24 protein-coding genes are annotated in these 26,321 nt (G+C 73.1%); 12 read left to right on the top strand and 12 right to left on the bottom strand.

From position 1 onward, the window contains the following. Window positions 1-1,198: DUF2520 domain-containing protein (locus J7I94_RS24665; RefSeq protein WP_308114689.1), on the bottom strand; the 1,198-nt coding region annotated here is incomplete at its 3' end. A gap of 224 nt (window positions 1,199-1,422) precedes the next feature. Between J7I94_RS24665 and J7I94_RS24670 the strand changes: the two genes are divergently transcribed. After that, window positions 1,423-2,640, top strand: coding sequence for a low specificity L-threonine aldolase (locus J7I94_RS24670; protein WP_251075675.1), 1,218 nt, complete (start codon window positions 1,423-1,425; stop codon window positions 2,638-2,640). Window positions 2,641-2,996: 356 nt separating this feature from the next. On the opposite strand, the gene J7I94_RS24675 is transcribed toward J7I94_RS24670, so the two are convergent. Continuing rightward, window positions 2,997-3,212, bottom strand: a complete 216-nt coding sequence (locus tag J7I94_RS24675) for a hypothetical protein (protein ID WP_215170124.1) — start codon at window positions 3,210-3,212, stop codon at window positions 2,997-2,999. A gap of 154 nt (window positions 3,213-3,366) precedes the next feature. On the opposite strand from J7I94_RS24675, the gene J7I94_RS24680 reads away from it, so the two are divergent. Beyond that, window positions 3,367-4,485 (top strand): DUF5937 family protein, encoded by a 1,119-nt coding sequence (locus J7I94_RS24680; protein WP_215170126.1) that lies wholly within the window; start codon window positions 3,367-3,369, stop codon window positions 4,483-4,485. A 236-nt stretch (window positions 4,486-4,721) separates the two neighbouring features. Here the strand turns inward: J7I94_RS24680 and J7I94_RS24685 are convergent, their stop codons facing one another. Then, complete coding sequence (locus tag J7I94_RS24685) at window positions 4,722-5,393, bottom strand: response regulator transcription factor (protein ID WP_215170128.1); 672 nt, start codon at window positions 5,391-5,393, stop codon at window positions 4,722-4,724. Between the two features lie 166 nt (window positions 5,394-5,559). Continuing rightward, window positions 5,560-6,762: a sensor histidine kinase gene (locus tag J7I94_RS24690; protein ID WP_215170130.1), complete on the bottom strand. Its 1,203-nt coding sequence runs from the start codon at window positions 6,760-6,762 to the stop codon at window positions 5,560-5,562. Window positions 6,763-6,967: 205 nt separating this feature from the next. On the opposite strand from J7I94_RS24690, the gene J7I94_RS38580 reads away from it, so the two are divergent. Next, window positions 6,968-8,251 carry an SAM-dependent methyltransferase gene (locus tag J7I94_RS38580; protein ID WP_251075676.1) on the top strand — a complete coding sequence of 428 codons (1,284 nt, stop codon included), beginning with the start codon at window positions 6,968-6,970 and terminating at the stop codon, window positions 8,249-8,251. Here J7I94_RS38580 and J7I94_RS24705 read toward each other — a convergent pair. Then, window positions 8,216-9,367 (bottom strand): NADH-quinone oxidoreductase subunit D, encoded by a 1,152-nt coding sequence (locus tag J7I94_RS24705; protein WP_215170132.1) that lies wholly within the window; start codon window positions 9,365-9,367, stop codon window positions 8,216-8,218. The two genes, J7I94_RS38580 and J7I94_RS24705, sit on opposite strands and share 36 nt — an antisense overlap. Window positions 9,368-9,398: 31 nt before the next feature. On the opposite strand from J7I94_RS24705, the gene J7I94_RS24710 reads away from it, so the two are divergent. Continuing rightward, window positions 9,399-9,905 (top strand): PH domain-containing protein, encoded by a 507-nt coding sequence (locus J7I94_RS24710; protein WP_215170134.1) that lies wholly within the window; start codon window positions 9,399-9,401, stop codon window positions 9,903-9,905. Next, complete coding sequence (locus J7I94_RS24715) at window positions 9,902-11,236, top strand: PH domain-containing protein (RefSeq protein ID WP_308114690.1); 1,335 nt, start codon at window positions 9,902-9,904, stop codon at window positions 11,234-11,236. The genes J7I94_RS24710 and J7I94_RS24715 overlap by 4 nt, the downstream gene beginning before the upstream one ends. A gap of 74 nt (window positions 11,237-11,310) precedes the next feature. On the opposite strand, the gene J7I94_RS24720 is transcribed toward J7I94_RS24715, so the two are convergent. Then, entirely contained in the window at window positions 11,311-12,525 is a 1,215-nt protein-coding gene (locus tag J7I94_RS24720; protein WP_251075677.1) for a hypothetical protein, read from the bottom strand. A gap of 370 nt (window positions 12,526-12,895) precedes the next feature. Between J7I94_RS24720 and folP the strand changes: the two genes are divergently transcribed. The 5 genes from folP to J7I94_RS24745 all read left to right on the top strand — a co-directional run bounded on the left by folP (window position 12,896) and on the right by J7I94_RS24745 (window position 16,045). Beyond that, window positions 12,896-13,780, top strand: a complete 885-nt coding sequence (gene folP, locus J7I94_RS24725) for a dihydropteroate synthase (protein ID WP_215170138.1) — start codon at window positions 12,896-12,898, stop codon at window positions 13,778-13,780. Then, window positions 13,777-14,280 (top strand): nuclear transport factor 2 family protein, encoded by a 504-nt coding sequence (locus J7I94_RS24730; protein WP_215170140.1) that lies wholly within the window; start codon window positions 13,777-13,779, stop codon window positions 14,278-14,280. Before folP ends, J7I94_RS24730 begins: the two co-directional genes overlap by 4 nt. A 237-nt stretch (window positions 14,281-14,517) precedes the next feature. Beyond that, entirely contained in the window at window positions 14,518-14,877 is a 360-nt protein-coding gene (gene folB / locus J7I94_RS24735; protein ID WP_215170142.1) for a dihydroneopterin aldolase, read from the top strand. Next, window positions 14,874-15,485, top strand: a complete 612-nt coding sequence (gene folK / locus J7I94_RS24740) for a 2-amino-4-hydroxy-6-hydroxymethyldihydropteridine diphosphokinase (protein WP_215170144.1) — start codon at window positions 14,874-14,876, stop codon at window positions 15,483-15,485. The genes folB and folK overlap by 4 nt, the downstream gene beginning before the upstream one ends. Before the next feature lie 71 nt (window positions 15,486-15,556). Next, window positions 15,557-16,045: a DUF3180 domain-containing protein gene (locus J7I94_RS24745; RefSeq protein ID WP_215170145.1), complete on the top strand. Its 489-nt coding sequence runs from the start codon at window positions 15,557-15,559 to the stop codon at window positions 16,043-16,045. Between the two features lie 13 nt (window positions 16,046-16,058). On the opposite strand, the gene folE is transcribed toward J7I94_RS24745, so the two are convergent. The 6 genes from folE to dacB all read right to left on the bottom strand — a co-directional run bounded on the left by folE (window position 16,059) and on the right by dacB (window position 23,654). Next, window positions 16,059-16,664, bottom strand: coding sequence for a GTP cyclohydrolase I FolE (folE, locus tag J7I94_RS24750; RefSeq protein WP_215170147.1), 606 nt, complete (start codon window positions 16,662-16,664; stop codon window positions 16,059-16,061). A gap of 120 nt (window positions 16,665-16,784) precedes the next feature. Further along, window positions 16,785-18,836 (bottom strand): ATP-dependent zinc metalloprotease FtsH, encoded by a 2,052-nt coding sequence (ftsH, locus tag J7I94_RS24755; RefSeq protein WP_215170149.1) that lies wholly within the window; start codon window positions 18,834-18,836, stop codon window positions 16,785-16,787. A 173-nt stretch (window positions 18,837-19,009) separates the two neighbouring features. Next, entirely contained in the window at window positions 19,010-19,570 is a 561-nt protein-coding gene (gene hpt, locus J7I94_RS24760; protein WP_215170151.1) for a hypoxanthine phosphoribosyltransferase, read from the bottom strand. Window positions 19,571-19,647: 77 nt separating this feature from the next. Continuing rightward, window positions 19,648-20,688, bottom strand: coding sequence for a tRNA lysidine(34) synthetase TilS (gene tilS, locus J7I94_RS24765; RefSeq protein WP_215170153.1), 1,041 nt, complete (start codon window positions 20,686-20,688; stop codon window positions 19,648-19,650). 192 nt (window positions 20,689-20,880) lie between these two features. After that, window positions 20,881-22,011, bottom strand: coding sequence for a zinc-dependent metalloprotease (locus J7I94_RS24770; RefSeq protein ID WP_215170155.1), 1,131 nt, complete (start codon window positions 22,009-22,011; stop codon window positions 20,881-20,883). Window positions 22,012-22,079: 68 nt separating this feature from the next. Further along, window positions 22,080-23,654: a D-alanyl-D-alanine carboxypeptidase/D-alanyl-D-alanine-endopeptidase gene (gene dacB / locus J7I94_RS24775; RefSeq protein WP_215170157.1), complete on the bottom strand. Its 1,575-nt coding sequence runs from the start codon at window positions 23,652-23,654 to the stop codon at window positions 22,080-22,082. A 79-nt stretch (window positions 23,655-23,733) separates the two neighbouring features. Between dacB and J7I94_RS24780 the strand changes: the two genes are divergently transcribed. Together J7I94_RS24780 and J7I94_RS24785 are read left to right on the top strand one after the other, a co-directional pair. Continuing rightward, window positions 23,734-24,225: an inorganic diphosphatase gene (locus J7I94_RS24780; RefSeq protein ID WP_215170163.1), complete on the top strand. Its 492-nt coding sequence runs from the start codon at window positions 23,734-23,736 to the stop codon at window positions 24,223-24,225. Window positions 24,226-24,361: 136 nt separating this feature from the next. Next, window positions 24,362-26,032, top strand: coding sequence for a threonine/serine exporter ThrE family protein (locus tag J7I94_RS24785; RefSeq protein ID WP_215170159.1), 1,671 nt, complete (start codon window positions 24,362-24,364; stop codon window positions 26,030-26,032). The last annotated feature ends 289 nt before the right edge of the window (window positions 26,033-26,321 follow it).

Consider the following 26,321-nt stretch of genomic DNA (forward strand, 5'->3'; position numbering starts at 1 on the left):
GGCCTTCGGGGCCGGTGCGGCCTTCGGGGCCGGTGCGGCCTTCGAGGTCGGTGCGGCCGGCGGGGCCTTCGGGGGTATCGGGGTTTACGGGGCTGGCGGGGCCGTCGGGCTCGGCGGAGCCTTCGGCGCCCTCGGTTCCCCGCGTTCCCCCAGACCCCTCGGTCCCTCCGGTGACCGCAGCTCCCTCAGCCCCCTCAGAGACCGCAGCCCCCTCAGTCCCGTCAGTGACCGCAGCACCCGCGGCCCCCTCAGCCCCATCAGTGACCACAGTCCCCGCAGCCCCCTCAACCCCCCGAGTCCCTCCGGCAAGCACCCCCAGCAGGTCCTCGGCGAAGCGTGGCTCCAGCAGGCCGTGGGCGAGGGCCCGGTCGGCGGTCGCGCGGGCCATGGCCAGGTAGCCGGCGACGGTGCCCGGGGCGTGCGCGCGCAGTTCCTCGATGTGCGCGGCGACCGTGCCCGCGTCACCGCGCGCGACCGGACCGGTCAGGGCCGCGTCACCGGAGCGCAGGGCGTTGTCCAGGGCCGCGCCGAGCAGCGGGCCGAGCATCCGGTCGGGGGCGCCGACGCCGGCGGTGCGCAGCAGTTCCAGGGACTGGGCGACCAGGGTGACCAGGTGGTTGGCGCCGAGGGCGAGGGCCGCGTGGTACAGCGGGCGCTTCTCCTCGTCGATCCACTCCGGCTCGCCGCCCATCTCGATGACCAGGGCCTCGGCGGCCAGCCGCAGTTCCTCGGGCGCGGTGACGCCGAAGGAGCAGCCGGCCAGCCGCTGTACGTCGACGGGGGTGCCGGTGAAGGTCATCGCCGGGTGCAGGGCGAGCGGCAGGGCGCCGGCCCGCAGGGCGGGGTCGAGGACGCGGGTGCCGAACCGCCCGGAGGTGTGGACGAGCAGCTGGCCCGGGCGGATCGCGCCGGTCCCGGCGAGGCCGGACACCAGGGCGGGCAGGGCGTCGTCGGGGACGGTGAGGAGGACCAGTTCGGCGCGCTGGAGGACCTCGGCGGGCTCCACCAGCGGTACGCCGGGCAGGAGGGCCTCGGCGCGTCGCCGGGAGGCGTCGGAGACGCCCGAGGCGGCGACCGGGCGGTGCCCGGCGAGCTGGAGGGACGCGGCCAGGGCGGGACCCACCCGGCCGGCGCCGACGACGCCGACGGTGAGCCGCGCGGGGCGGTCCCTGGGATCGGGCTGTGGGGTTGTGTTCACGCGACGGTGGCCTTCCCGTTCCAGTCCGCGCTGGGTACCGGACGATTTCTCGTCATGTTAACGCGATCGGTCCTCGCGGGGCCGTTCGTCCACAGGCTGTGGGGAGCGGACGGGGAGCCGTCACAGGCGTCCGCCGCGGGCATCCGCCACGGCTGCGCCGCAGGCACCGGCCACGGCGGATATCCCGTGTCGCCCGCCGGACGTCACCCTGCATGATCGGCCCCATGACTACGACGGATGACGCAGAGCGGGATCGGCGGGACGGCGCGGAGAGCGGGAGGTTGACGGAGGCGGAGCGGAAGTCACAGCTCCGCAAGCGCCGGCAGGCCGCTCACCGGGGCGCGCGGCGGGTGCTCGCGCGCCCCGGCTTCCTCGCCTCGCTCCGGGAACGGCTGGCCCTGCTGGACGGCGCCGGAGAGCTGTACGACCTGGACGAGCCGGCCGACCAGTACGGCAACGGCGTCGTCACCGCCCTGGAGGAGCGGGTCGCGACGCTGCTCGGCACGGAGGCGGCGGCGTTCTTCCCGACGGGCACGATGGCCCAGCAGGTCGCCCTGCGCTGCTGGGCGGGCCGCACCGGCAGCCCGGTGGTCGCCCTGCACGGGCTCAGCCACCCCGAGGTGCACGAAGGGGGCGCCTTCAGCCAGGTCAGCGGTTTGCGCCCGGTCCGGCTGACGAGCGCGCCCCGGCAGCCCACCGCCGAGGAGGTACGTGACTTCGAGGAACCGTTCGGGACGCTGATGCTGGAGCTTCCGCTGCGCGACGCCGGGTATCTGCTGCCCACCTGGGAGGAGCTGACCGAGGTGGTGGGGGCCGCCCGGGAACGGGACGCCGTGGTCCACTTCGACGGGGCCCGGCTGTGGGAGAGCGCCACGCACTTCGGCCGGCCGCTCGCCGAGATCGCGGGCCTCGCGGACAGCGTCTACGTGTCGTTCTACAAGTCGCTCGACGGCTTCGGCGGCGCCGCCCTCGCCGGTCCGCGGACGCTGGTGGAGGAGGCGCGCACCTGGCGGCACCGTTACGGCGGCATGGTCTACCAGCAGTTCCCCACCGCCCTGTCGGCCCTGGCCGGCCTGGAGCGGGAGCTGCCCCGGCTGCCGGACTACGTGACGCACGCGCGCGTGGTGGCCGACGCGCTGCGGGAGGGGTTCGCGGCGGCGGGCGTGGCGTGGTCGCGGGTCCACCCCGAGGTGCCGCACACCCATGAGTTCCAGGTCTGGCTGCCGTACGACGCCGATCTCGTCGCCGAGGCGGCGGTGCGGCAGGGCGAGGAGACGGGCGTCCTCCTCTTCGCCCGCCCCTGGGACTCCCCCGGGCCGGGCCTCGCGATGACCGAGGTGAGCGTGGGCGCCGAGGGACTGGAGTGGTCGGCGGAGGATGTACGGATGGCTGTCGCCGACTTCGTGGGGCGGCTGGCCGGAACGGACACCGGAGCCCGGTGATCACTCAGGCGCGCGGTTGTACCGGGCGATGGTGGCCTTGCCGGTGTCGGCGTCCAGGAAGGTCAGTGACCACGGCCCCGTGTCGACGTCGATCTCCTTGCAACTCCTTGCCGAATCCCACCCGGTTCCCGGCCATCTGGCGACCACGCGACTCGACCAGCATCTGTACGGATACCGTTCCTGGTCAGTGACCCTGCGGGCTGCCCGCCGCGCGCGGATTCGCGCACGGCCCGCGCCGCGGGGCAGTGCCGCAGCACCGACCCGTGGCGGAGTCCGCCTCCGACAGCGAGGTCGTACCCACCCGAGACCGCAGCATTGCCGAGCAGTCCGCTCCGCGGTCGGACCGCATGCGCGGGTCAGCCGAGGGCGCGCGCCCACCGGGACCACCACCGGTGCAGGGCCCGCCGCGCCCGGCCCCGCGCCGGACGGCCGGCGATGACGGCCTGGAACTGGCGGTGGTCGCGCCACTCCCGTACGACCTGCCAGTCCTGGCTGCCGGGTGCCGGGGGCGCGGGCACGCCGAGCTGCCGGGCGCGGTAGGAGTCGAGAAGGTACTGCTGTGTGATGCTCATGTCGGTCGCCTCTTCGGGGACAGGGATGAGGGTCGGGCTCCGCGGCTGCCCCGGTGGTTCCAGACTGCGCCGCCGCGGCCACCGTCGTCGTGCCGATTGACGGGGACGGTCAATCGGCGTCGGCGTTGTCAGCGGCGACGTGCACCATGGGGGCATGAGCGTGCGCATCGACATCGCGGGGCTGCGGCCGGAGCGGATCGCCGTCGTGCCCTCGCCCCTGGCCGAGCTGGGCATGGCGCTGCACGCGCTGTCCGAGCCGGGGCACCACCCCGGCCTGCAGGGCTGGGTGACGTCGGTGACCGCGCGGCTCGACTCGTCCCTGGCCGACCGGATGTGCGAGGCCGACTTCCTGTGGCGGACGACCTTCTCGGACGTGTTCCTGCCGTGCGCCGGTGTGCCCGGCCACGGTCCCGGCCCCGGCACGCTGCCCGGCACCACCCTCACCGACGACCTGGACCTGCTCGACAAGCTCTCCGACGAGCAGTTCGTGGACGCGGCGCTGGAGTTCACCTGCGCCCTGCCGTACAGCACGGACGGCGCCTCCGCGCTCGCGGACGCCGGCGTACGCGAGCGCGCGCTCGAGCTGGCGGCCGCGCGAGGACCTCAGCAACTGCGGTTCAGCGAGCGGCTGCTGGCCGATCCGCCGGGCGTCCGCGGCTGGCTGCGGCGGTTCGCGCGGGACTGCGACGAAGCGTTCTTCGCGGACGCCTGGTCGCGACTGCGCCACCAGCTCGCGGCCGACGCCCGGCACAAGACGGAGTTGCTGCGCCGCAAGGGCCTGGCCGCGGCGCTGGCCGCCGTGTCCCCGTCCCTCACTCTGGACGAGAGCGCCGCGCGGATCACGGTCGACAAGCTGGGCGACGGTCATTCGGCGACGGGGGACGGCGGCCTGCTGCTGGTCCCCACCAGTCTGGGCCGACCGCACCTGATGGTCCTGCACCGGCACGGCTGGCAGCCGGTGCTGCACTACCCCGTCGGCTCCGCGGAACCGGTCGCCCCGCCGTCGGTCGAGCAGCTCGCGCTGCGGATGACGGCGCTGTCCCACCCGGTCCGCATGCGCATCTGCCGCCATCTCGCCCGCAGCTCCTACACCACCGGCGAGCTGGCGCAGGCGCTCGGCATGACGGCCCCCGAGATATCCCGGCACCTGGGCGTGCTGAAGAAGGCGGGCCTGATCGGCACCCGCCGCCGCGGCCGCTACGTCCACTACCAACTGGACGTCACGGTGGTGGCCAGGCTGGGCAGCGACTTCCTGGAAGGGATACTCCGCTGACCCGGAAGGGGGCGTTCAGCCGGACCGGACGGGCCGCGGGCCGAAGCCGGGGTGTTCCGGATCGCAGACGGCACCGCCGGGCAGGCGGTGCCGGATCTCGTACGGTGTCCGAATCTCGTGCGGCGTCCGGATCTCGTACGGCGTCCGGATCTCTTACGGCGTCCGGATCTCTTACGGCGTCCCGTTATCGCCGCCGCCGGACGGGCCGTTGCCCCGCAGCGGCATGCCGGGGTCCTTCAGCCCCGTCCCCCGGCCCGCACCAGCCCCGTCTCGTAGGCCAGGACCACCACCTGCACCCGGTCCCTGAGACCGAGCTTGGTGAGGATGCGGCCGACGTGGGTCTTCACCGTCGCCTCGGACAGGACGAGCCGGGCGGCGATCTCGCCGTTGGACAGGCCCTGCGCCACCAGCACCATCACCTCGCGCTCGCGCTCGGTGAGCCGCTGGAGTCCCGCGTGCGGCGGCTCCTGGACGCCACTGGGCAGCATCGGAGCGAAGCGGTCCAGCAGGCGCCGGGTGGTCGACGGGGCGACCACCGCGTCGCCGCTGTGCACGGAGCGGATGGCGGCGAGGAGTTCGGCGGGCGGCACGTCCTTGAGGAGGAAACCGGAGGCGCCGGCCTTCAGCGCCGAGAAGGCGTACTCGTCGAGGTCGAAGGTGGTCAGGATCAGCACCTTGGGGGCGCCGGGCTCCCCGCAGATGCGCCGGGTCGCCTCCACGCCGTCCAGCTTGGGCATGCGGACGTCCATCAGGACGACGTCCACGGCGGTGGCGCGCAGCACCTGGAGGGCCTCGACGCCGTCGCCCGCCTCCGCCACGACCTCCATGTCCGGCTGGGCGGCGAGCACCATCCGGAAACCGGTGCGCAGCAGCGCCTGGTCGTCGACGAGCATGACGCGGATGGTCATCGGGGCTCTTTCCTTGATCGGGGGTGATGGGGAGCGGAAACCGGAGGGAGGTTGGAGATCGTGGGTCGGGGATCGGGATCGGGGGTCGGGGATCGGGATCCGGGGTCGGGGATCGGGGATCGGGATCCAGGGTCGGGGATCGGGGAGTTCGGGCGGGAAGCCGGGCTCAGTGGGCGGGTTTGAGGGGCAGCAGGGCACTGATGCGGAATCCTCCGCCGGGGCGCGGGCCCGCGTCCAGTGTGCCGCCCACCATGCCGACCCGTTCCCGCATGCCGATCAGGCCGTGGCCCTGCCCGTCGAGCCCGCCCTCCTCGTACATCTCGTGCGGGGCACCCTTGCCGTCGTCCTCGACGAGCAGGCCGAGCCCGTCGTCGAAGTAGACCAGCCGCACGCTCGCCCCGGCGTTCGGACCGCCGTGCTTGCGGGTGTTGGTGAGCGCCTCCTGCACGATGCGGTACGCGGTCAGCTCCACGCCGCTGGGCAGCGGGCGCGGGGTGCCCTCGACCGCGAAGTCGACGGGGAGCCCGGAGCCGCGGCACTGTTCGACCAGGTCCTCGATCTGCTGGACGTCGGGCTGGGGGACGTACTCCCCCGCCTCCTGGTGCTCGCCGGTGCGCAGCACGCCGAGCAGGCGGCGCATCTCGGCGAGCGCCTGGCGGCCGGTGGAGGAGATCGTCTCCAGGGCCTTCTTGGCCTGGTCGGGCGCGGCGTCCAGGACGTAGGCGGCGCCGTCGGCCTGTACCACCATCACCGAGACGTTGTGCGCGACCACGTCGTGCAGCTCGCGGGCGATCCGGGCGCGCTCGGCGGCCACCGCCACCTTGGCCTGCGCCTCGCGCTCCCGCTCCAGCCGGGCGGCCCGCTCCTCCAGTTGCGCGAAGTACGCGCGGCGGGTGCGGATGGAGTCGCCGAGCACCCAGGCGAGCGCGAACGGCACCGCCATGAACACCGTCAGCGCGATGTTGCCCGACACCCCCGTGTACTCGCTGGGCCAGCGCAGCTGGGCCAGGGGCGCCGCGCACAGGCCGGCCGCCAGCGCCAGCCGGGAGGCCCAGCGGGCGCCGGTGGCGGCCACCGTGTAGACGATCACCAGCATGGCGAAGTCGGCGGCCATCGTGGCGAGGTCCAGTGCCAGCTGTCCCGCGCCCAGCACGAGGGCCAGCAGCAGCATCTTCTCCGGCATCCGCCGGCGCAGCGCCACCACCAGGCACAGCAGCACGGCGAACGGGACGATCAGCGCCGCGGCGTCCGTCCCCCTGCTCACCTGGCCCTCGACCGCGGACAGCAGGGTGAGCGCGAGCAGGACAAGGGCCCAGAAGGCGTCGACCCCGGTCGGGTGCCTGCGGAGGAAGTCGTAGATGCGCTGCACGTGACCCAGCGTAGGGAAGGCCGATAGGTGCAGGGGTCAACCGGAGGGCCGATCCCAAGCGGGCGCGTGTACTCCGCAAGGTGGAGGCCGTGCGCACCCGCACGGCTCCGGTCCGTAGCCTGAGGCGGTGACAGAAGGGGCGACAGAGGGCTCGTGGCAGGGCTGGCGGGGGTGGCGGGGGTGGCGGGACGCTACCCGGGAGGCCTTGTACGGGCCGGAGGGCTTCTACCGCCGGCCCGAGGGACCGGCCGGGCACTTCCGTACGTCCGTGCACGCGTCGCCGCTGTTCGCCGCCGCCGTGGCGCGGCTGCTGTGCCGGGTCGACGAGGCGCTGGACCGGCCGGCGGTGCTGGACTTCGTCGACATGGCGGCCGGGCGGGGCGAACTCGCCGCCGGGGTGCTCGCCGCGCTGCCCGCCGACGTGGCCCCCCGGGTCCGGGCCCGTGCCGTCGAGGTGGGCGGCCGTCCTCCGGGGCTGGACCACCGGATCGAGTGGCGGAGCGAACTGCCGCGCGGGATCACGGGGTTGCTGTTCGCCAACGAGTGGCTGGACAACGTACCGGTGGAGGTCGCGGAGACCGACGCGGCGGGAGTGGCGCGGCGGGTCCTGGTGCGGGGCGACGGGGCCGAGCGGCTCGGGGAGCCGGTCGGCGGTGCCGACGCCGGGTGGCTGGCGCGCTGGTGGCCGCTGCCGCCGGAGCCGGGGCGGCGGGCCGAGATCGGGCTCCCCCGGGACGCCGCCTGGGCGTCCGCCGTGTCGGCGCTTGACCGAGGGCTGGCCGTGGCCGTCGACTACGGGCACACCGCGGACGCCCGCCCGCCCTTCGGGACGCTGACGGGGTTCCGCGACGGCCGGGAGACGCGGCCCGTGCCGGACGGCTCGTGCGACATCACCGCCCATGTGGCGCTCGACGCGTGTGCGGCGGCATGCGCGCCTCCCGAGGCGGTGTGCACGCCCTCCGGCACGACGTGCACACCTCCCGACGCGGCACGCACACCCTCCGACACGGCACATCCACCCTCCAGTACGGCGCACACGTCCCCCGGCACGGCACGCACGCCCTCCGGCACGACGTGCACGCCCTCCGGCACGGCGCGCACACCTCCCGACGCGGCACACACGCCCTCCGACACGGCACATCCACCCTCCAGTACGGCGCACATGTCCCCCGGCACGGCACGCACGCCCTCCGACACGGCACGCACACCGCCCGGCACCCCACGCACACCCCCCGGCACAGCGCACACGCCCCCCGGCGCCCGCCTGCTGACCCAGCGCGCCGCCCTGCGCGCCCTGGGCCTCTCCGGCGCACGCCCCCCGCTCGCGCTGGCGTCCAGCGACCCCGCCGCCTACGTACGCGCCCTCGCGGCCGCCGGTGAGGCCGCCGAACTGACCGCGCCGGGTGGCCTCGGCGACTTCGGGTGGCTGCTCCGGCCGGCCGGGATCCCCGACCTATTTGTCGATGTCCCCGACCACGAAGAACAGTGACCCCAGGATCGCCACCATGTCCGCGACCAGCGTCCCCGGCAGCAGCTCGGTCAGCGCCTGGATGTTGTTGTACGAGGCGGAGCGCAGCTTCAGCCGGTACGGGGTCTTCTCGCCCTTGCTCACCAGGTAGTAGCCGTTGATCCCGAGCGGGTTCTCGGTCCACGCGTACGTGTGCCCCTCGGGCGCCTTCAGGACCTTCGGGAGCCGCTGGTTGACCGGGCCGGGCGGCAGCTCGGCGAGCCGGTCCAGGCAGGCGTCGGCGAGGTCGAGGGCGTTGTGCGTCTGCTCCAGCAGGCACTCGAAGCGGGCCAGGCAGTCGCCCTCGGCGCGGGTGACGACCCGCAGGGTGTCCTGGAGGTCGCCGTAGGCCAGGTAGGGCTCGTCGCGGCGCAGGTCGAAGTCGACGCCACTGGCCCGCGCGATCGGGCCGCTGACGCCGTACGCGTGCACGGCCTCGGCCGAGAGCACGCCCACGCCCCGCGTCCGCCCCCGGAAGATCTCGTTGCCGAGCACCAGGTCGTCGAAGACGTCCATGCGCGAGCGCACCGCGGACACGGCACCACGCGCGCGTGCCGTCCAGCCGGCCGGCAGGTCCTCCTTGAGACCTCCCACGCGGTTGAACATGTAGTGCATGCGCCCGCCGGAGACCTCCTCCATGACGTTCTGCAGTTCCTCGCGCTCCCGGAACGCGTAGAACACCGGCGTGATGCCGCCCAGTTCCAGCGGGTAGGAGCCGAGGAACATCAGGTGGTTCAGCACCCGGTTCAGCTCGGCGAGCAGCGTGCGCAGCCACACCGCCCGCTCGGGCACCTCCATGCCGAGCATCCGCTCCACGGCGAGGACCACGCCCAGCTCGTTGGAGAACGCCGACAGCCAGTCGTGGCGGTTGGCGAGCACGATGATCTGCCGGTAGTCACGCGCCTCGAACAGCTTCTCCGCGCCCCGGTGCATATAGCCGATCACGGGCTCCGCGCGGATGACGCGCTCACCGTCCAGGACGAGCTTGAGGCGCAGCACCCCGTGCGTGGACGGGTGCTGCGGGCCGATGTTCAGCACCATGTCGGTGCTCTCCGCGGCGCCGCCGATGCCGACCATGGTCTCCGTCGTAGGAGTCATGAACCCAGTCTCCCCTACGTACGCTGGACCCATGGAGACGGGGAGCCCACACGGCACGGCGACGGCGAGCGGGGGCGAGCCCGTCTGGACCGGGCTGCCGCCGGGTCTGCTGCGGATGCGACGACTGCTGCTGGTGGTGTGGCTGGGGCTGCTGGCCGTCGCCGCCGGGGTGCTGCCGGGCCTGTTCGCCGGTCCCGCCTGGGCCGCGTTCGCCCTCCTCCCCCTGGCTCCGCTGCCCTGGGGCTGGGCGATGCTGGAGCGCAACTGGCGCTCCTGGCGGTACGCCGAACGCGCCGACGACCTGCTGATCACGCGGGGCGTGCTGTGGCGCAAGGAGACGGTCGTGCCGTACGGGCGGATGCAACTGGTCGAGGTGACCTCGGGGCCGGTCGAGCGGTACTTCGGGCTGGCCAGCGTGCAGCTCCACACGGCCGCCGCCGCGACCGACGCCACCATCCCCGGCCTGGACCCGGCCGAGGCGGAACGGCTGCGCGACCGGCTCACCGAGCTGGGCGAGGCCAGATCGGCGGGGCTGTGAAGCCCCTCGACGAGAAGGCCGAGGTGGTCGTCGAGCGGCGGCTGCACCCCGTCACCCCGCTGCGACGCGCCTGGGCACCGGTCGCCGTCCTGGTCGGCTGGGCGCTGCACGACCCCGACCAGGCCCAGCGCCAGCTGACCCGGCTGACCACCACCACGCTCGTCATCGGCCTCGCCGTGCTCATCCCGGCCGCCGCCCTCTACGGCTTCCTGTCCTGGTGGTTCACCCACTACGCGGTGACCGGCACGGAACTGCGCATCCGCACCGGGCTGCTCTTCCGGCGCACCGCGCACATCCGCCTCGAACGCATCCAGGCCGTCGACGTCACCCAGCCGCTGCTGGCCCGGGTCGCGGGCGTGGCCAAACTCAGACTCGACGTCGTCGGCACCGACAAGAAGGACGAGCTCGCCTTCCTCGGCGCCGCTCACGCACGGGCACTGCGCGCCGAACTGCTCGCCCGGGCGGCCGGTTTCGCCCCCGAGACCGCCGCCGAGGTCGGCGAGGCCCCCTCCCGGCAACTGCTGCGCGTGCCGCCCGGGGTCCTCGCCGTCTCCCTGCTGCTCACCGGCGCGACCTGGGGCACGCTGCTGGCCGCCGTGGTCGTACCGGCGCTGCTGTGGCCGGCCACCCACAGCCTGTGGACGGTACTGGCCACCGCCGTACCGCTGCTGGGCTGGGCGGGCGCGAGCAGCGTGGGGCGGTTCGTCGGCGAGTACGACTGGACGCTGGCCGAGTCCCCGGACGGGCTCCGCATCGACCACGGGCTCCTGGACCGCACCCACGAGACCGTGCCGCCGGGGCGGGTGCAGACGGTACGGATAGTGGAACCGGTGCTGTGGCGGCGCCGGGGGTGGGTCCGGGTGGAACTCGACGTGGCCGGGTCCTCGAACTCCGTCCTGCTGCCCGTCGCCCCGCGCGAGATCGCCGAGTCCGTGGTCGCGCGGGTGCTGCCCGGAGTGACGGTGCCGCCCCTCGCGTCCCTGGCACCCGCGCCGCGCCGCGCCGGGCGCCGGGTGCCGCTGTGGTGGCGCGGCTACGGGCTCGCCGTCACCGACGAGGTCTTCGCCGCCCGGCACGGACTGCTGCGGCGCGTCCTCGCCCTGGTCCCGCACGCCAAGGTGCAGAGCGTCCGGCTGACCCAGGGGCCGTGGCAGCGGGCGCTGCGGCTGGCGCACGTACGGGTGGACACGGGGGCCGGCAAGACGGTGACGGCGCGGCAGCGCGACGCCGAGGAGGCGGCGGACCTGCTGCGCACCCAGGCGGAACGATCCCGCACGGGACGGCGCGGCGCCGGACCGGACCGGTGGATGACACGGGGGCGGCCGGGCTGATCTCCGCCGACCGCGACGGGGCGACCGGCGGGGCGGGAGCGTGGCGGGAACGGAGCGGGAGCGTGGCGGGACCGTCAGGACACCGCGCTGCGCAGCCCCTCCACGTCGATCTGCTCGGTCTCGTCGTGGGCCGTCAGGTCGACGACCTGGCCGACGCCCCGGGACTCCGCGCCCGCCCGCTTGAACCCGGACTCCGCCTCGGCCTTGTGGAGGGCGAGGGCCTCCTGGCCCACCACGTCGGCGAGGTCCTCGTTCTGCACGGAGGCCACCGCGCCGGCGGAGGCGCCCTCCTCGTCGGGGCCGGACTGCTGCGGCTTCTTGTTGCCGAAGAAGTCGAAGCCGCCCTCGGCGACCGGGCGCCGCGCGGGCGCCGCGGCCGGGACGACGGCCACCGCGGTCGGCACAGTGAAGTGGCCCAGGGTCCGCCGCGTGGGCTGGGCGGGCTGGTCCGGCGCGGCGGCACCCGCCGCCCGCTCGTGCCCGCCGCCCGCCTCGGCGCCCGCGGCCGAATCGTCCGCGTCCTCGGCCTGCCCCGGACCCGGCTCGGCCGCCGCGTCGGCCTCCCGGCCGCCGCCACCGCCGCCGTCCCCGTCGTCCCCGCCGTTCCCGTCGGCGCCGGGCCTGATGCCGCCGTCCCCGTCGGCGTCACCGTCGGCGGACACGTCCGCGTCCGCCCCGGCCGCCTCGGCGTCCAGCCGCGCCAGAGCCGTACTGGCCCGCAGGAACAGCCGTGCGCCCTCGGGCGAGAAGACGGAGGGAGCCGCCGTCCGCTGCTCGGTCACCGGTGCCTCCGGCGCCTCGGGGACCGCCGCCACCGCCGAAGCCTCCGGCGCCGTACGTGCCGCCGGCAGCGCGGGCGTCGGGGACACCGCCTCCAGTTCCAGCCGCCGGCGGCCCTCCAGGGCGCTGGCGCGCTCGGTCTCCGCCGTGGCGTACCGGCGCAGCAGCGCGGCGTGCTCGTTGCGCAGCCCCGCCAGTTCCGCGCGCTTGGCCCGCAGCCGCTGTTCCAGCTTGCCGCGCAGTTCGCGGGACTCCTCCAGATCGGATTCGAGTTCGGCCACGCGTTCCTCGAAACGCCACTCGTCACTCGCCCGCGCGCGCGTGAGGTCGGCGACCCGCCGGCCCGCCTGGGTGTCCCAGTGCCGCATCACGACCGCGCCGAGCACGGCGGTCACCGCCGCGGCCCCGGCCAGCGCGCGGAGCACCATCGTTTCGCTGAACACCCAGGGGCCCACGGCGCAGACGACGGAGACGCCTGCGATCGCCGACGGGGGAAGCAGCCTGTGCAAGGGCGGGGAATGGCGGTGACGTCCACGTGGCATGGCCAGAAACTTACCGCGCGTAGGCGATTCTTGACGCCCCGACCCCACAAAAAGACAGCTGTCCCAGAAGTGTTCACAGGACATCAGGAAACAAAGCCCGGACACGATGCGGACCCGGTGCCATTTGATCAAGATCATTTATTACTGATCGCTTCTCATTAACCGCGCGGAAAGGCAGGCCCCCGATTCCGCGCCCGCCCCGCACACCCGGCCGCACGCTCGCCCGCACACCCGTCCGCACACCCGGCCGCACACCCGCCCGCACGCCCTGCCGCACACCGGCCGCGCGTCCGGCCCGCGGCGAAACGCCGCCACCCCCTGGGCCTACGCTGAACACATGAGCAAGCAGACCGGCCCCCGCCAGGTGGCGGGACTCCCCGCATGGGACCGCTGCGCGGTCATGGGGGTCGTCAACGTGACCCCCGATTCCTTCTCCGACGGCGGTCGCTGGTTCGACACGACGGCCGCCATCAAGCACGGCCTCGACCTGGTCGCCCAGGGCGCGGACCTGATCGACGTCGGCGGCGAGTCCACCCGCCCCGGCGCCACCCGGGTCGACGAGGCCGAGGAACTGCGGCGGGTCGTGCCGGTGGTGCGCGGCCTGGCCTCCGAGGGCGTCACGATCTCCGTCGACACCATGCGCGCCTCCGTCGCCGAGCAGGCCCTCGCCTCCGGCGCCGCCCTGGTCAACGACGTCAGCGGCGGCATCTCCGACGACCGGATGATCCCGGTGGTCGCCGACGCCGGCGCCCCCTTCGTGGTCATGCACTGGCGCGGCCTGCTGACGGGCGGCAACGTGCGGGGCTCCTACGACGACGTCGTCACCGAGGTCGCCGACGAGCTGCACGCGCGCGTGACGGCCGTTCTGGAGGGCGGCATCGCCCCGGACCGTGTCATCGTCGACCCCGGCCTCGGCTTCTCCAAGGACGCCGAGCACGACCTGGTCCTGCTGGCCCGCCTGGACCGCCTCCTGGGCCTCGGCCACCCCCTACTCGTCGCCGCCTCCCGCAAGCGGTTCCTCGGCCGGGTGCTGGCCGGGCCCGACGGCGCCGTGCCGCCCGCGCGGGAGCGCGACGCCGCCACCGCCGCCGTGTCGGCGCTCGCGGCCCGGGCCGGCGCCTGGGCGGTGCGGGTGCACGAGGTGCGCGCCACCGCCGACGCCGTACGGGTCGCCCGCGCCGTCGAGCGAGCCGCCGACCACGACCCGGAAGGAGCCAGGTGAACGCCCCGCACCTCGATGTGGAGCAGGTCGAGGCGGCCAACACCGCCTTCTACGAGGCACTGGAACAAGGTGCCTTCGAAGACCTGAGCGACCTCTGGCTGGCCCCGTCCGACCTCGGCGTCGACGAGACCTACCACGACCCGGCGGACACCGGCGTGGTCTCCTGCGTGCACCCCGGCTGGCCGGTCCTCACCGGCCGCGGCGAGGTCCTCAGGTCCTACGCACTGATCATGGCGAACACCGATTACATCCAGTTCTTCCTCACCGACACCCACGTCTCCGTCACCGGCGACACCGCCGTGGTCACCTGCACGGAGAACATCCTCAGCGGCGGCCCCGCCCCCGAGGAAGGCACGGAACTGGGACCGCTGGTCGGACAGCTCGTGGTCGCCACCAATGTGTTCCGCCGCACCCCCGCCGGCTGGAAAATCTGGTCCCACCACGGCTCACCGGTCCTCGCGGAGACCGATGAGGAAGACGAGGAGGAAACACCCTCCTGAATACCGGGACCGGGAAAGTGGTTGGAATCACCGACCGGCGGGTATGGACGGCTACCAGCCGGTGAGCGACCGCCCCCGCCTGGGGGAACACACGGTGAAACCTCCCGGCGCGCGCCCGGCCGACCGCCCCCGCGGCCCGGCGCTGTCAGTGCTCGCGGGTAGATTCGAGTGTGGTCCGGGTGCCGTCCGCATCCGGCGGGGGGACCGACCGAGACCGACGACTGCAGGAGTGATCGCGTGGATCGTGTCGCGCTGCGCGGCCTGAAGGCCCGCGGGCACCACGGTGTCTTCCCCAAGGAGCGCGAGGAGGGCCAGACCTTCCTCGTGGACATCGTGCTGGGCCTGGACACCCGGCCGGCCGCGGCCGACGACGACCTGACCAGGACCGTGCACTACGGCATCGTGGCCGAGGAGGTCGTGGCCGTCGTCGGGGGCGAGCCGGTCAACCTCATCGAGACGCTCGCCGAGCGGATCGCCCAGGTCTGCCTCAAGCACGAAGGGGTCCAGGAGGTCGAGGTCTGCGTCCACAAGCCGGACGCCCCGATCACCGTCCCGTTCGACGACGTGACCGTCACCATCACCCGGAGCCGTGTATGAGCGCCCCCTTCATCAAGGGCCCCACCGACCCGACCGTCCAGCCGGTGCCCGCCGCGGTCGTCGACCAGGTCGACGCCGCCGACACCACGCTGTCCAACCCCAAGCGCGCCGTGATCGCCCTCGGCGCCAACCTGGGCAACCGGCTGGAGACCCTCCAGGGCGCCATCGACGCGCTGGAGGACACCCCCGGCGTACGCGTCAAGGGCGTCTCCCCCGTCTACGAGACCGAGCCGTGGGGCGTCGACCCCGGCACCCAGCCCTCGTACTTCAACGCGGTCGTGGTCCTGAAGACCACCCTCCCCCCGACCTCCCTCCTGGAGCGCGCACACGCCGTGGAGGAAGCCTTCCACCGCGTACGGGAGGAGCGCTGGGGCCCGCGCACCCTGGACGTCGACATCGTCTCCTACGCCGACGTCGTCTCCGACGACCCGCAGCTCACCCTGCCCCACCCCCGCGCCCACGAGCGGGCCTTCGTCCTCGCCCCCTGGCACGACGTGGACCCCGACGCCACGCTCCCCGGCCGCGGCCCGGTCGCCGACCTCCTGGGCGCCGTCGGGCGCGAGGGCGTTTCCCCCCGCGCCGACCTGGAACTCCGGCTGCCCGAGTAGTCGTTAAGGTCAGCACGACGACACGTGCGAGGACGACCGGACGACCACGCGCGGGGAACCGAAGGGACACCGTGAAAGAGCTGCGCATCAGGGTGCTGGCCGGCGTCTTCGTCGTGGCCGGAATCCTCTCCTGGGCGGGCGCCCGCCTGTGGAACTCGGTCGGGACACTCCCCAGCGTCCCCCTGGCCGCCCCGATCGTGCTCGCCCTGATCGCCGTGGTCCTGCTGGCCACGGCCCTCTCGCTGCGCGCCCGCCTCAAGGCCCAGCGCGACCGCGTCCCCGGCGCCAAGGGCGTCGACCCCCTGATGGCCGCCCGCGCGGTCGTCTTCGGCCAGGCCAGCGCCCTGGTCGCCGCCCTGGTCGCCGGGATGTACGGCGGCACCGGCGTCTTCCTGCTGGAACAGCTCGACATCCCCGCCCGCCGCGACCAGGCCGTCTACGCCGGCTTCGCCGTCCTGGCGGCCATCGGCGTGATAGCGGCGGCCCTCTTCCTGGAACGCGTCTGCAAACTCCCGGAGGACGAGGACGACGACCACCCGGGCGCGGCCTCGGCGGCGTGAGCCTCCGGCGGCGTCAGCGCGCCATGATGAGGCTCATCGCCTCGGCCCGCGTCGCCGCGTCCCGCAGCTGACCGCGCACCGCCGACGTCAGCGTCTTCGCACCGGGCTTGCGGATGCCGCGCATCGACATGCACATGTGCTCGCACTCCACCACGACGATCACCCCGCGCGGCTCCAGCATCTCCATCAGGGAGTCCGCGATCTGCGTGGTGAGTCGTTCCTGCACCTGCGGGCGGCGGGCGTACACGTCGACGAGCCGGGCGAGCTTGGACAGGCCTGTGATCTTGCCGGTGGTGGCCGGAATGTAGCCGACGTGTGCGACACCCCGGAACGGCACCAGATGATGCTCACAGGTCGAGTAGACCTCGATGTCCTTCACGAGCACCATCTCGTCGTGCCCGAGGTCGAACGTCGTCGTCAGCACGTCCTCCGGCTGCTGCCACAGCCCCGCGAAGATCTCCTTGTACGCCCGCGCCACCCGCGCCGGCGTTTCCCTCAGGCCCTCGCGGTCCGGGTCCTCGCCGACCGCGATCAGCAGTTCGCGTACGGCGTTCTCGGCGCGCTTCTCGTCGAACTCGCCGATGGAACCCTCGCCGTCCAGCGTCACGGGGTCGGTCATGTGGTGCCTCGTTCCTGTCACTGTCCCGCTTGGCGGCACATGGGACTGCCGCGCCCCCCAGGCTAGAACCTGGGGGGCGCGGCAGTCATTCCGGACCTGGTGGGGCCTCGGGCTGAGCGGTCAGCTCTCCGGGCGGTCCTCCGGGGCGCGCTCCGGAGCCGGGGACGGCTCCGTCGTCGTGCTCTTGGCCGTCGTGCTCTTGGCGGTGATCGCCGCCGCGGAGCCGTTGGCTCCGTTCGTCAGGGCCAGCTCCTTGGGGGAGAGCACCGGCGGACGGGTGGACGGCGTACGGCGTGAGGAGCCGGTCCAGGCGGGCCTGGCCGGGCGCTTCACGATCTGCGCGAAGATCTCGGCGATCTCCTCCTTGCCCAGGGTCTCCTTCTCCAGGAGGGCCAGGACCAGGTTGTCGAGGACGTCGCGGTTCTCGACGAGGATCTCCCACGCTTCGTTGTGCGCGGTCTCGATGAGCTTCTTGACCTCTTCGTCGACCAGCGCGGCGACCTCTTCCGAGTAGTCGCGCTGGTGAGACATCTCACGCCCGAGGAACGGCTCGGTGTTGTCGCCACCGAACTTGATCGCGCCGAGGCGCTCGGTCATGCCGTACTGGGTGACCATCGCACGGGCCAGGCCGGTGGCCTTCTCGATGTCGTTGGCCGCGCCGGTGGTCGGGTCGTGGAAGACCAGTTCCTCGGCCGCCCGGCCGCCCAGCATGTAGGCGAGCTGGTCGAGCATCTCGTTGCGGGTGGTGGAGTACTTGTCCTCGTCCGGGAGAACCATCGTGTAGCCCAGGGCGCGGCCCCGGGACAGGATGGTGATCTTGTGGACGGGATCGGAGTTGGGTGAGGCCGCCGCGACCAGGGCGTGTCCGCCCTCGTGGTACGCGGTGATCTTCTTCTCCTTGTCGGACATGATCCGGGTCCGCTTCTGCGGGCCCGCGACCACGCGGTCGATCGCCTCGTCCAGCATGTGGTTGTCGATCAGCTTCTGGTCGCTGCGGGCCGTGAGGAGCGCGGCCTCGTTCAGCACGTTGGCCAGATCGGCACCGGTCATGCCGGGGGTGCGCCGGGCGACGGCCGAGAGGTCGACGTCCGGGGCGACCGGCTTGCCCTTCTGGTGGACCTTGAGGATCTCCAGGCGGCCCTGCATGTCCGGGCGGTCGACGGCGATCTGCCGGTCGAAGCGGCCGGGGCGCAGCAGCGCCGGGTCGAGGATGTCGGGCCGGTTCGTCGCGGCGATGAGGATCACGCCGCCCTTGACGTCGAAGCCGTCCATCTCGACGAGGAGCTGGTTGAGGGTCTGCTCGCGCTCGTCGTGACCGCCGCCGAGGCCGGCGCCGCGGTGGCGGCCGACCGCGTCGATCTCGTCGACGAAGACGATCGCCGGGGCGTTCGCCTTGGCCTGTTCGAACAGGTCACGGACCCGGGAGGCGCCGACGCCGACGAACATCTCGACGAAGTCGGAACCGGAGATCGAGTAGAACGGGACGCCCGCCTCGCCCGCGACGGCGCGCGCGAGCAGGGTCTTGCCGGTGCCGGGAGGCCCGTAGAGCAGGACGCCCTTGGGGATCTTGGCGCCGACGGCCTGGAACTTCGCCGGTTCCTGGAGGAACTCCTTGATCTCGTGGAGTTCCTCGACGGCCTCGTCCGACCCCGCGACGTCGGAGAACGTCGTCTTGGGGGTGTCCTTGGTGATGAGCTTGGCCTTCGACTTCCCGAAGTTCATCACCCGGGAGCCGCCGCCCTGCATCTGGTTCATCAGGAACAGGAAGACGACCACGATGAGGACGAAGGGGAGCAGGGAGAGCAGGATTCCGACGAAGGCGTTCTGCTTGGTCGGCGAGACCGTGTAGCCGTCGGGGATCTGCTTGTCCTGGTACTTGTTCTGCAGCGTGTTGGCGATGTCCACGCCCTGATCGCCGATGTAGCTCGCCTGGATCTTCGAGCTGCCCTCGACCTTTTCGCCGTTCTTGAGCTGGACCTTGACGGTCTGCTCGTCGCCGGTGGTGATTTTGGCCGATTCGACCTTGTTCTGGTTGATCGCCTGGACGACCTGGCCTGTGTCCACCGTCTTGTAGCCGCCGGACGAGCCGACGACCTGCATCAACACGACCACGGCAAGGACGGCCAGCACGATCCACATGACCGGCCCACGGAAGTATCGCTTCACGTCCATCCACACGGAGCGGTGCCGCCCCGTCCCTCCTGCCATAGTGAGTTTGATAAGACAGTTCTTCTGACGGTACCCCAGCTTGGCGGCCCGCAGCCGCACGGGAAGCCGGCATCCCCGTCTGCATGCTCCAACGGCGCGGGGGCCGCCGGGGTTCCCGGCCGCCCCGTGCGAGCCTGTCAGCCGCCGTAGACGTGGGGCGCGAGCGTACCGACGAACGGGAGGTTCCGGTACTTCTCGGCGTAGTCGAGGCCGTAGCCGACGACGAACTCGTTGGGGATGTCGAAGCCGACCCACTCCACGTCGATGGCGACCTTGGCGGCGTCGGGCTTGCGCAGCAGCGTGCACACCTTCAGGGAGGCGGGCTCGCGCGAGCCGAGGTTGGACAGCAGCCAGGACAGGGTCAGCCCGGAGTCGATGATGTCCTCGACGATCAGGACGTGCTTGCCCTTGATGTCGGTGTCGAGGTCCTTGAGGATCCGTACGACCCCGGAGGACTGGGTGCCCGCGCCGTAGGAGGACACGGCCATCCAGTCCATGGTGACCGGGGTGGACAGCGCCCGGGCGAGGTCGGCCATGACCATCACCGCGCCCTTGAGGACCCCGACGATGAGCAGGTCCTTGCCCGCGTACTCAGCGTCGATCTTCGCGGCCAGCTCGGCCAGCTTCGCGTCGATCTCTTCCTTGGTGATGAGTACCCGCTGGAGATCGGCACCCATGTCGTTCGCGTCCACCCGCATCACTTTCGGTCGTCCCGCACTTACGGCCTCCGGCTGCCCGGTCCGGCCGCCGGAGTCGCTGCTCCGGGCGGTCGGCCTCAGCCTTGCCGAATCACCAGTCTGCCACCCTGGCGCCGGGCGACGACCTTGCCGGGCAGGTTGATGGCTCCCTGGCCGCGCCAGCCGGTGATCAGCTTGTCGATCTCCTCGATGTGGCGGGCGAAGAGCGAGCCGGCCGGGGCGCCCGCCTCGATGGCGGCCCGGCGCAGGATCCGGCGGCGTACGGCGGGCGGCAGGGCGTAGAGCTTGCCGCACTCCAGGAGTCCCGCGGCGTCGCGGACGCCGGCCTCGGCCTGCCGGGCCCAGCCGTCGAGCGCGTCGGCGTCGTCGCGGGAGAGCTGGGCGGTGCGGGCCAGGGCCTCGACGACGCCCTTGCCGAGGGCCTTCTCCAGGGCGGGCAGGCCCTCGTGGCGGAGCCGGGAGCGGGTGTAGGCGGGGTCGGTGTTGTGCGGGTCGTCCCAGACCGGGAGGGACTGGGCCATGCATGCCTTGCGGGCGGTCTGCCGGTCGAGCTGGAGGAACGGGCGCCGGTAGCGGCCGCCGGCCCCCGAGACCGCGGCCATGCCGGACAGGGAGCGGATGCCGGAGCCGCGGGCGAGGCCCAGCAGGACGGTCTCGGCCTGGTCGTCGCGGGTGTGGCCGAGCAGGACGGCGGCGGCGCCGTGGCGCTCGGCGGCGGCGTCCAGGGCGTCGTAGCGGGCGTCGCGGGCCGCGGCCTCGGGGCCGCCGTCGCGGCCGACGGTCACGGCGGCGGACTCCACCGGGTCGAGGCCGAGCGCGCGCAGCCGCAGGACGACCTCCTCGGCCCGCAGGTCGGAGCCGGGCTGGAGGCCGTGGTCGACGGTGACGCCGCCGGCGCGGATGCCGAGCCGGGGCGCCTCGAAGGCGAGGGCGGAGGCGAGCGCCATGGAGTCGGCGCCGCCGGAGCACGCGACGAGCACGAGCGGGGACGGCGCCGGGCGCTCGAGTGCCGGGGAGTACGCGTGGGCGGGGTGTCGGCTGTGGTGTTCGGTGAGGATGTCGTGGAGGACGCGGCGGACCGCCAGGCGTATCGCCGCGACCGCAGGATGGGGACCCATGTCCGGTTCCCTTCATGAAGTTTTCTGGGGGGGGTGCCCGCAGGCCGGTCACGCAGAGTGTGTAGATGGTGACAGAAACGGGCCGTTCCCCGAGCATCGCACGCCTGCGGGAGCCTCACGGTCCCTCGGACGGGTGATTGATAGGGGTGTTGGTCTGCCGCGCACTCCCTGTTTCACGCCGCGGACCCGGTTTCACGACTCCGTCTTGCGGTGCACCCGTGCGATCCAGTCCGCCGGTTTGGCGATCTCCGTCTTGGTGGGGAGGGTGTTGGGCGAGGTCCACACGCGGTTGAAGCCGTCCATGCCGACCTCGTCGACGACGGCCCGTACGAAGCGTTCGCCGTCCCGGTACTGGCGCAGCTTGGCGTCCAGGCCGAGCAGTTTGCGCAGGGCCAGGTCGAGGCGGGAGGCGCCCTTGGCGCGGCGCTGCTGGAACTTCTCGCGGATCTCGCCGACGGTCGGTACGACCTGGGGTCCGACGCCGTCCATGACGTAGTCGGCGTGGCCCTCCAGCAGGGACATCACGGCGGTGAGGCGGCCGAGGATCTCGCGCTGGGCCGGGGTCTGCACCAGTTCGACGAGCGAGCGGCCGCCGTCGTCCTCCTCGCCCTCGGGGCGTCCGCCGGCCAGGGTCTGGGCGGCCTCGCGCACGCGTTCGAGGACGGTCATGGGGTCGACGTCGGTCTCCCCGAGGAAGGACTGGATCTCGCCCTGGAGGTGGTCCCGCAGCCAGGGCACGGCCGTGAACTGGGTGCGGTGGGTCTCCTCGTGCAGGGACACCCACAGCCGGAAGTCGTGGGGGTCGACGTCGAGTTCGCGCTCGACGTGGACGATGTTCGGGGCGACGAGCAGCAGCCGGCCGCCGCCGTTGCCGGCGGGCAGGTCGCGGGTGGCGGGGGCGAAGGTCTCGTACTGGCCGAGGACGCGGGAGGACAGGAACGACAGCAGCATGCCCAGTTCGACGCCGGTGACCTTGCCGCCGACGGCGCCGAGGACCGCGCCGCCGGCCGAGGTGCCGCGGCGCTCCTCCATCTTGTCCAGCAGGGGTTTGAGCAGTTCCCGGAAGCCCGCGACGTTGGCCCGTACCCAGCCGGGGCGGTCGACGACGAGGACGGGGGTGTCGGCGTCCTCCTCGGAGACCATGCGGGTGAACCCGCGGACGTGTTCCTCGGATGCCTTGGCGTGCCGGCGGAGTTCCGCGACGACGGCCCGGGCCTCGTCGCGGCTCACCTCTGGGCCCGGCCGCACCAGGCGGGTCGCGGTCGCCACCGCGAGGTTCCAGTCGACCATCCCGGAAGAAGCAGCACCACCGATGCTCGTCATGCGTCAACCGTACGTGAGCCCCGCCGCCGGGGGCAGGCCGTGCGCGGCAGACGGGAGCCCGCTCTCGCTCAGCGGCAGCCGCAGTCCGCGAGGGCGGTGGCCATGCGGTCCAGGGTGGTCTGGGCGGCCTGGGCGTCGGTGGTGCCGGAGGCCAGGAAGGCGAAGCCGAGCACCCGGCCGTCCTGGGTGACGACGGTGCCGGCCAGGGTGTTGACGCCGGTCAGGGTGCCCGTCTTGGCGCGTACGAGGCCGGCGGCGCCGTCGGTGTAGCGGCTGCTGAGCGTGCCGGTGAAGCCGGCGACGGGGAGCCCGGTGAGGGCGGGGCGCAGCTCGGGGCGGTCGGGGTCGGCGGCGGCGGTCAGCAGGTCGGTGAGCAGGCCGGCGGTGAGCCGGTCGGCGCGGTCGAGTCCGCTGCCGTCGTGGAACGAGGCGCCCTCGACGGATACCCCGGCCTGCTTGAGCCGGGCGGCGATCGCGGCGGCGGCGCCCTTGAAGTCGGCCTTCTTGCCGCTCGCCACGGCGGTGTGCCGGGCGAGGGCCTCGGCGAGGTCGTTGTCGCTGTTGGTCAGCATCCGTTCGACCAGGGCCGACAGCGGCGGGGAGGAGACGGTGGCGAGGGTGTCGGCGCGGCCGGTCGCCTTGGAGGGGCCGGGGGGTGACGCCTCGATGCCGCGCTCCGCCAGGAGGTCCGCGAAGGTGCGGGCGGCGGCTTCCGCCGGGTCGCTCTCGCGCGGGGCGGGGCCGCTGGTGGAGCCGTCGGTGCGGGCCTCGTCGGCCATCAGGGCGGTGACGGTGGCGAGGTTGTCGTTGACCCCTATCGGGTGCGCCCCGGAGCCGGCGTAGAGCGTGGTGTCGTAGGACAGCGTCACCTCGCGCAGGTCGCGTTTCTTGAGGGCTTTGGCGGTCTTGGCGGCGAGGGTGCGCAGGCTGGCGAGGCCCTCGGCGTCCTCGCGGGCGGTGAGGGTGGGGTCGCCGCCGCCGACCAGGACGAGTTCGCCGGTGTCGGCCTCCAGGGCGGTGCGGGTGGTGAGGCGGTGGTCGGGGCCGAGGGCGGTGAGGGCGGCGACCGCGGTGGCGATCTTGGTGGTGGAGGCGGGGGTGAGGGAGGCGCCGGTGCCGGTGCCGTACAGGCGCCTGCCGGTGGCGAGGTCGACCACCGAGGCGGCCTGGCCGTCACCGAGCGCGGAGTCCTCCAGCAGCGGGTCCAGTACGTCCGCGAGGGCCCTGCCCCCGGCGGCCCGTCCGGTGCCGGCGGCGCTGTCGCCGTCGAGGCCGGCCAGGACGGCGCCGGCGCTCGGGGCGGGCCGGGGCGGTCCGGAGGCGGCGGTGCCACCGTGATCTGCGCCACCCGTGTGCCGCTGGGCGACGGCCCGGTCACGCTCGGCCGTACGCTGGCCCGTGGAGTCCCAGGGGCCCGCGACGGTCACCGCGCCGGCGGCCAGCGCCAGCCCCGCGGTGGCGGCGCCCGCGGTGTAGCGCCAGGTCCGCGGTCCCGTGATCCGGGCCGCCGCGGCCCGGGCCGGCCGCGCGATCCGCGGTACGGCGGCCCGCGCGGCGCGTGCGAGATACGGACGTACGGCGTCCACGGCCCGCGCGACACGCGGTCCGGCGGACCGCCATGGTCTCGGCTCCACCACGGTCACCAGCCCCTTTCGCGATCACGCACCTGCGTGAGGGACACTTAACCACCAGAACTGTGTGCTGATCATGGAGGAGCGTCCGGTGGAGTTCGACGTCACGATCGAGATCCCGAAGGGTTCGCGGAACAAGTACGAGGTGGACCACGAGACCGGTCGTATCCGCCTGGACCGCCGCCTGTTCACCTCGACCGCCTACCCGACCGACTACGGCTTCGTCGAGAACACCCTCGGCGAGGACGGCGACCCGCTGGACGCGCTGGTCATCCTGGACGAGCCGACCTTCCCGGGCTGCCTCATCACCTGCCGCGCGATCGGCATGTTCCGGATGACGGACGAGGCCGGCGGCGACGACAAGCTGCTGTGCGTGCCGTCGACCGACCCGCGTGTGGAGCACCTGCGCGACATCCACCACGTGTCGGAGTTCGACCGCCTGGAGATCCAGCACTTCTTCGAGGTCTACAAGGACCTGGAGCCCGGCAAGTCGGTCGAGGGCGCCAACTGGGTGGGCCGCGTCGACGCCGAGGCGGAGATCGAGCGCTCCTACAAGCGGTTCAAGGAGCAGGGCGGTCACTGATCCCCGCAGCCGCCTCTGATGCCTTCCGGGGCGTGAGATGCGTAACGGGCCGTACGCGGACGCGTGCGGCCCGTTCGCGTTTAGGTGCGCATACTGAGGGCTACAGGAGGTTGTGGTCGCAGGGAGCTTGGGACAGGTGACGGACGCGGAGGACCGAAAGCCGCAGTCGGACGAGGCGAGGAGCGCCTTCCGGCCGCCCAGTGGGGTCGCGGCACCGTCCGACGGCGAGTCGTCGACGACGTCCGAGTTCGCGGTGCCCGAGGGGCTCGCGGTGCCCCGGACGGGCCCGGGCGAGTCCGAGGTGACGTCGGAGTTCGCCCTCCCGGAGGGGCTGGACGCGCCGCAGCCGGTGCCAACGGAGTCGTACAGCGCGAGTGCCTTCACCCCGCCGGCCGGGATACCGGCGGTCAACCTCGCCAAGGACGTGCCCTGGCAGGACCGGATGCGCACGATGCTGCGGATGCCGGTGGCCGAGCGGCCCGCGCCGGAGGCGCCCCAGCGGCACGACGACGAGACCGGCCCGGCCGTACCGCGCGTCCTCGACCTCACGCTGCGCATCGGCGAGCTGCTGCTGGCGGGCGGCGAGGGCGCCGAGGACGTGGAGGCCGCGATGTTCGCGGTCTGCCGCTCCTACGGCCTGGACCGCTGCGAGCCGAACGTCACCTTCACGCTGCTGTCGATCTCGCACCAGCCGTCCCTGGTGGACGACCCGGTGACGGCGTCGCGGACGGTACGCCGCCGGGGCACCGACTACACGCGGCTCGCGGCCGTCTACCACCTGGTGGACGACCTCAGCGACCCCGAGACGCACATCTCCCTGGAGGAGGCCTACCGGCGGCTGGCGGAGATGCGCCGCAACCGGCACCCGTACCCGACCTGGGTGCTGACCTCGGCGAGCGGGCTGCTGGCCGGGGCGGCCTCGCTGCTGGTCGGCGGTGACGCGATCGTCTTCGTCGCGGCGATGCTCGGCGCGATGCTCGGCGACCGGCTGGCGTGGTTCTGCGCGGGGCGCGGGCTGCCGGAGTTCTACCAGTTCGCGGTGGCCGCGATGCCGCCGGCCGCGATCGGGATCGCGCTGACCCTCACCCATGTGGAGATGAAGGCGTCGGCGGTCATCACCGGTGGCCTGTTCGCGCTGCTGCCGGGACGGGCGCTGGTCGCGGGGGTGCAGGACGGTCTGACCGGCTTCTACATCACCGCGGCGGCACGGCTCCTGGAGGTGCTGTACTTCTTCGTCAGCATCGTCGCCGGGGTGCTGGTGGTGCTGTACTTCGGGGTCCAGCTGGGCGCCGAGCTGAACCCGGACGCGGCGCTGGGGACCGGTGACGATCCGGTGGTGCAGATCATCGCCTCGATGGTGCTGTCGCTGGCGTTCGCCATCCTGCTCCAGCAGGAACGGTCCACCGTGCTGGCGGTGACCCTCAACGGGGGTGTGGCCTGGTGCGTGTACGGGGCGATGCACTACGCGGGCGAGATCTCGCCGGTGGCGTCGACGGCCGCGGCGGCGGGGCTCGTGGGGCTGTTCGGGCAGCTGATGTCCCGGTACCGGTTCGCGTCCGCGCTGCCGTACACGACGGCGGCGATCGGGCCGCTGCTGCCGGGTTCGTCGACGTACTTCGGGCTGCTGGCGATCGCGCAGAGCGAGGTGGACCGGGGACTGGTGTCCTTGTCGAAGGCGGTCGCCCTCGCCATGGCGATCGCCATCGGGGTGAACCTGGGGTCGGAGATCTCGCGGCTGTTCCTGAAGGTGCCGGGGGCCGCGAGTGCGGCGGGGCGCAGGGCGGCGAAGCGGACGCGGGGTTTCTAGGGCCTGTCGTTTGGATCACGCCGCAGACGCGGGGTCTGGCACGCGCATCTGCGGCGTTGTCGTCACTCGCCGACGCTCCGCGTCGACTCCCTCCTCCGCCTTGCAGCTGCACGCACCAGACCCCGCTCACCGGCATGGACAAGTCCCGCCGGTGTCCTGCGTCCTGATCCAAACGACAGGCCCTAGAAGCGACGGGACCGCGACACGCCCCCACCACAATGGACCCCATGACTACCCCCACCGTCGGCTTCGACCTCGACATGACCCTGATCGACTCCCGCCCCGGCAT

This window comes from Streptomyces sp. ISL-12, assembly GCF_018614415.1.
Classification (GTDB): Bacteria; Actinomycetota; Actinomycetes; order Streptomycetales; family Streptomycetaceae; genus Streptomyces.

What these genes read in the sequence shown, in the direction of transcription:
- J7I94_RS24685 (WP_215170128.1), bottom strand. Translation starts at nt 5,393, where the DNA reads ATGACCATCCGCGTCATGCTCGTCGACGACCAGGCGCTGCTGCGCACC.
- J7I94_RS24680 (WP_215170126.1), top strand. Translation starts at nt 3,367, where the DNA reads ATGAGCGTGCGCATCGACATCGCGGGGCTGCGGCCGGAGCGGATCGCC.
- J7I94_RS24770 (WP_215170155.1), bottom strand. Translation starts at nt 22,011, where the DNA reads ATGACGAGCATCGGTGGTGCTGCTTCTTCCGGGATGGTCGACTGGAAC.
- folK (WP_215170144.1), top strand. Translation starts at nt 14,874, where the DNA reads ATGAGCGCCCCCTTCATCAAGGGCCCCACCGACCCGACCGTCCAGCCG.
- J7I94_RS24705 (WP_215170132.1), bottom strand. Translation starts at nt 9,367, where the DNA reads ATGACTCCTACGACGGAGACCATGGTCGGCATCGGCGGCGCCGCGGAG.
- tilS (WP_215170153.1), bottom strand. Translation starts at nt 20,688, where the DNA reads ATGGGTCCCCATCCTGCGGTCGCGGCGATACGCCTGGCGGTCCGCCGC.
- folE (WP_215170147.1), bottom strand. Translation starts at nt 16,664, where the DNA reads ATGACCGACCCCGTGACGCTGGACGGCGAGGGTTCCATCGGCGAGTTC.
- hpt (WP_215170151.1), bottom strand. Translation starts at nt 19,570, where the DNA reads ATGCGGGTGGACGCGAACGACATGGGTGCCGATCTCCAGCGGGTACTC.
- J7I94_RS24675 (WP_215170124.1), bottom strand. Translation starts at nt 3,212, where the DNA reads ATGAGCATCACACAGCAGTACCTTCTCGACTCCTACCGCGCCCGGCAG.
- ftsH (WP_215170149.1), bottom strand. Translation starts at nt 18,836, where the DNA reads ATGGACGTGAAGCGATACTTCCGTGGGCCGGTCATGTGGATCGTGCTG.
- folP (WP_215170138.1), top strand. Translation starts at nt 12,896, where the DNA reads ATGAGCAAGCAGACCGGCCCCCGCCAGGTGGCGGGACTCCCCGCATGG.
- J7I94_RS24670 (WP_251075675.1), top strand. Translation starts at nt 1,423, where the DNA reads ATGACTACGACGGATGACGCAGAGCGGGATCGGCGGGACGGCGCGGAG.
- J7I94_RS24710 (WP_215170134.1), top strand. Translation starts at nt 9,399, where the DNA reads ATGGAGACGGGGAGCCCACACGGCACGGCGACGGCGAGCGGGGGCGAG.